Below are 4,103 nucleotides of genomic sequence, written 5' to 3' on the forward strand. Positions count from 1 at the left end.
CTTGCGTCCGCGACGACGAGCCGGGTTTCGGCGAGGAGGCAGCGGCGCGATCGGCTTGCGTCCGCGACGACGAGCCGGGTTTCGGCGAGGAGGCAGCGGCGCGATCGGCTTGCGTCCGCGACGACGAGCCGGGTTTCGGCGAGGAGGCAGCGGCGCCATCGGTAGGGCTCATGGTTGCTGATTCTCCCAGAAGCAGGTCGGCCGTCGGGAGCTGGGATACTGGATTCGTGACCACTCAGCAGCCGGCTCCGGCGCCCAAGCCGGCCAAGCCACGGCTGCTGCAGGACGGGCGCGACATGTTCTGGTCGCTCGCCCCGTTGGCGGTGGCATGCATCCTGTTGGCGGGCTTGGTCGGGATGTGCTCGTTTGCGCCCAGCGGCACGAACACCGGACCCATCCCGTCCTACGACGCGGCCAGCGCGCTTCGGGCCGACGCCCAGACACTCGGTTTCCCGATCCGGCTGCCGCGGTTGCCGCAGGGCTGGCAGTCGAACTCCGGCAGCCGCGGCGGGATCGAGAACGGGCGAACGGACCCCGCCAACGGTCAGCGGCTCAACGCCGCCACCTCGACCGTCGGATACATCAGCCCGACCGGGATGTACCTGGGCCTGACCCAAAGCAACGCCGACGAGGACAAGCTGGTCCGCTCCATTCACTCGTCGATGTACCCAACCGGCACCGTCGACGTCGACGGCACCCGCTGGATCGTCTACCAGGGCGACGGCACCGAGCCGGTGTGGACCACCCGGCTGGGCGGCGCGGCCGGCACCCAGATCGCGATAACCGGCGCCGGAAGCACCGACCAGTTCCGTACGCTAGCGGCGGCCACCCAATCCCGACCGCCGCTGCCGGCGAGCCGATAGAAGGACCCGTCCATGACCGCACCCGAAGCCGACCTCTCCGGGTGGTCCGCCGCACCGTTCACCGGCGGTGGCTACACCCATGACGTCTACCGCAAGGGCGAGGGCCCCGGTGTGGTGCTGATCCCTGAGATCCCCGGCATCCATCCCGGTGTTCTGGCATTGGGAAACCACCTGGTGGACAACAACTTTACTGTGGCGATCCCGTCATTGTTCGGTACGCCGGGGCGGCCGCTGTCGGCCGGCTATGTGCTTCCGACGATGGCCCGCGCCTGTGTGGCAAGGGAATTCGCAGCGTTCGCCACCAACAAGCAGCGGCCGGTGTCGGTATTTCTGCGGGCACTGGCCCGCGACCTGAACGCGGCCACACCGGGCAAGGGCGTCGGGGTCATCGGCCAGTGCTTCACCGGCGGGTTCGCGCTGGCCGCCGCGGTCGACGACAGCGTGCTGGCGCCGGTGCTCAGCCAGCCGTCGCTGCCGATTCCCATCACCCGCGCCATGCGCCGCGACCCCGGCGTGAGCGACCACGAGCTGAACGTCGTCGCTGAGCGCGCTGCCGAGGACGGCTTGTGCGCCATGGGATTACGGTTCAGCGAGGACAAGTTGTCTCCGCGCGAACGCTTCCGAACACTCAAGGACAAGCTCGGCGACGCGTTCGAGGTCATCGAGATCGACTCCGGTCCAAGCAATGAATACGGTTTCACCCGGATGGCGCATTCGGTGTTGACCGACGAGGTGCGTGAAACGGACGGCCACCCGGCCTACGAAGCCCGCAAGCGGGTCGTCGAATTCCTCACCCAGCGCTTGACCTAGCGGCCTGCCGGGCGCGCTGGCCCTCGACGAAACCGATCGACATCCGTTGCAGCAGACCAGGTGCCAGCCTCGCGAATATCCACGAGGCATGCGCGCGTTTGGGCACCACAAGCAGCGCCTTGTTGCGTTCGATCGCCCGCAACGTGTCGCGGGCCAGCCGGTCGGGGTCGTAGGCGCTCTTCATGCCCTGGCCGCGCAGGTAGTAATCGCGGCCGACGAACCCGCCGACCGCGCCTTTGTCCAGAATCGGCGTTTCCACAGCGGCCGGGCAGATGGCCAGCACACCCACGCCGCGCGACACCGCCTCGGAGCGCAACGCCAGCGACAGCCCCACAACGGCGTGCTTGGTCATCACGTAGCTGGTGATCTGCCCGGCCGCGGTCAGCCCGGCCATCGACGCGGTGTTGACGATGTGGCCGTGGCCCTGGCGCAGCATCACCGGATAGGCGGCGACCACGCCATGCACCACGCCACGGATGTTGACGTCGATGATCGCGTTCCATTGCTGCAGCGTCAGCAGTTCGGTGTCGCCGCCCCATGCGATGCCGGCGTTGTTGAACATCAGATCGACCCGACCGGTACGGGAGACCACGTCATCGACGACGCCCTGCACCGCGGCCGCATCGGTGACGTCGACTCTGGCCGAGCGGGCAGAGCCGGGACCGGTGAGGCTTTCGGCAGTGCGGGCGGCGGCCTCGCCGTCGATGTCGGTGCAGACGACGTCGGCGCCCGCACCCACCAGCGCCCGGCACAGTGCGGCGCCGATGCCCGAGCCGGCGCCAGTGACGATCGCCTGTTTGCCTGTGAAAGTCATTGCTGCACCGCCAGTTTCATCACATGTCCATAGACGTCGGGATAGCGCTTGAGATGCGCGCCGCCGTTGAGGTCGAGCACTTCACCGGTCAGCCAGGACGCTTTGCACATGAACACCACCGCCTCGGCGACCTCCTCGGCGGTGCCGGCGCGGCCTAGCGGGGTGTTCTCCAGATATTCGTCCAGCACGCCGGGAATCTGGGTGGCCGGCTCGGTCAGTGGCGTGTGCACGAACCCTGGCGCCACCGCGTTGACCCGGATGCCCCGCGGCGCCAATTCCAGCGCAGCGACCTGGGTCAGCATCGACAGCCCCGCCTTGGCCGCGCAGTAAGCGCTCATCGCGGCCGCGGGCTGCCGGGCGTTCAGTGAACTTAGCGACACCAGCGCACCGCCGTCGCGCAGCGCATGTGCCGCATGTTTGATCACTAGGAAAGCTCCGGTGAGGCAGACGTCGACGACCGCGCGAAACTCCGCGACCGGCAGCTCACTGATCAGCCCGAGACCGCTGAAACCGGCAGTGTTGACCACGATGTCGAACGGCTCGGTCGTCGCGAACAGCGCCCGCACCGAGTCTTCGTCGGTGACCTCGACGGTGCCCGCCAGGTGCGGATCGCCGAGCTCTAGCCGGACACGCTCGGCACCTTTTGTGTTGCGGTCGGCGACGGTGACGCGGCACTTATCGGCGGCCAGCGCATGTGCGACCGCCCGGCCGATTCCGGATGCTCCTCCCACGACGACAGCGTTGCGGTTGGTCAAGGTAGGGCTCCTGTCGAATCGGGATCGCCGGGTAGCGATAGTACGGTGCGCTGTCGCAGAAGCGACGAGCAAGACCTGTCGCCGAACGCCGTTTCGCGGTTAGCTTGGCACTAAAGAAGGTGATTGCTATGTACGACCGCGATTTGAACAACAACTGGCATGTCGACATCGAGTTCGACGAGGACGATACGCACACCCATGCGACGGTGCGCGCCCAACTCGGCTACGGCGAGACGATGACCGCCCTGGGTGATGCGTTCCGCCATCCGAAGGATGCAAGCCAGCCGATGATTGGTGAACAGATCGCCGCCGCAAGAGGGTTGATCGCGTTGGGCACCGAGCTGCTGCAGAGCGCGTCACGGCAGATCGAGCAGGTCACGCACCAACCTGTGCACCTTTATCGCTGATCCGTGGCCCTGGCCGTCTGCTTGCTGTTCGACCGGCAATCCGAGCGCGCGGTCCGCGGGCTGTGGGACCGCATCGAGCAGCACGGCGTCCCGAGCCTGCGCTCCCACACCCACGGGCGCCACGTGCCGCACCTCTCGTATGCGGTGCTGCGCAGCTGGGACCAGACGGCGGTCACCGCCGCCCTGGAGGATCTCGGCGACGGCTCTCCGGTCGAGCTCAGCTTCGACGGGGTAGGGCTGTTCCGGCGCGGCCGCACGTGGCTCGTCGCCGGCGTGAGCGCCGACTTCGTCGCGCGGCAGGCACGCGTGGTCGAGGCAGTCACAGCCACCGGTGCCGAACTGCACAAGCACTACGTGCCCGGGATCTGGCTGCCCCACTGTTCGCTTGCGCCGCGAGCGATGCTGGCTCAGTTGCCGGTGGTCGTCGGCGCTGTGCTCGACGTGTTGCCGCTGC

6 protein-coding genes are annotated in these 4,103 nt (G+C 67.7%); 4 read left to right on the plus strand and 2 right to left on the minus strand.

The annotated features are described in order from the left end of the window. Positions 1-170 precede the first annotated feature (170 nt). Together VFA16_RS11295 and VFA16_RS11300 are read left to right on the plus strand one after the other, a co-directional pair. Entirely contained in the window at positions 171-863 is a 693-nt protein-coding gene (locus VFA16_RS11295; RefSeq protein ID WP_414687695.1) for a DUF4245 domain-containing protein, read from the plus strand. 12 nt (positions 864-875) lie between these two features. Then, complete coding sequence (locus VFA16_RS11300; protein WP_324967891.1) at positions 876-1,673, plus strand: dienelactone hydrolase family protein; 798 nt, start codon at positions 876-878, stop codon at positions 1,671-1,673. On the opposite strand, the gene VFA16_RS11305 is transcribed toward VFA16_RS11300, so the two are convergent. Together VFA16_RS11305 and VFA16_RS11310 are read right to left on the minus strand one after the other, a co-directional pair. Further along, positions 1,654-2,487 carry an SDR family oxidoreductase gene (locus tag VFA16_RS11305; protein WP_324967892.1) on the minus strand — a complete coding sequence of 278 codons (834 nt, stop codon included), beginning with the start codon at positions 2,485-2,487 and terminating at the stop codon, positions 1,654-1,656. The two genes, VFA16_RS11300 and VFA16_RS11305, sit on opposite strands and share 20 nt — an antisense overlap. Beyond that, positions 2,484-3,242: an SDR family NAD(P)-dependent oxidoreductase gene (locus tag VFA16_RS11310; RefSeq protein WP_324967893.1), complete on the minus strand. Its 759-nt coding sequence runs from the start codon at positions 3,240-3,242 to the stop codon at positions 2,484-2,486. The genes VFA16_RS11305 and VFA16_RS11310 overlap by 4 nt, the downstream gene beginning before the upstream one ends. Before the next feature lie 128 nt (positions 3,243-3,370). Here VFA16_RS11310 and VFA16_RS11315 point away from each other — a divergent pair, with 128 nt between their 5' ends. Beyond that, entirely contained in the window at positions 3,371-3,649 is a 279-nt protein-coding gene (locus VFA16_RS11315) for a DUF1876 domain-containing protein (RefSeq protein WP_324967894.1), read from the plus strand. A 3-nt stretch (positions 3,650-3,652) separates the two neighbouring features. Then, positions 3,653-4,103, plus strand: a 451-nt coding sequence (locus VFA16_RS11320) for a 2'-5' RNA ligase family protein (RefSeq protein WP_324967895.1), incomplete at its 3' end; no start/stop codon positions are given.

Source organism: Mycobacterium sp. (genome assembly GCF_035653355.1).
Classification (GTDB): domain Bacteria; phylum Actinomycetota; class Actinomycetes; order Mycobacteriales; family Mycobacteriaceae; genus Mycobacterium.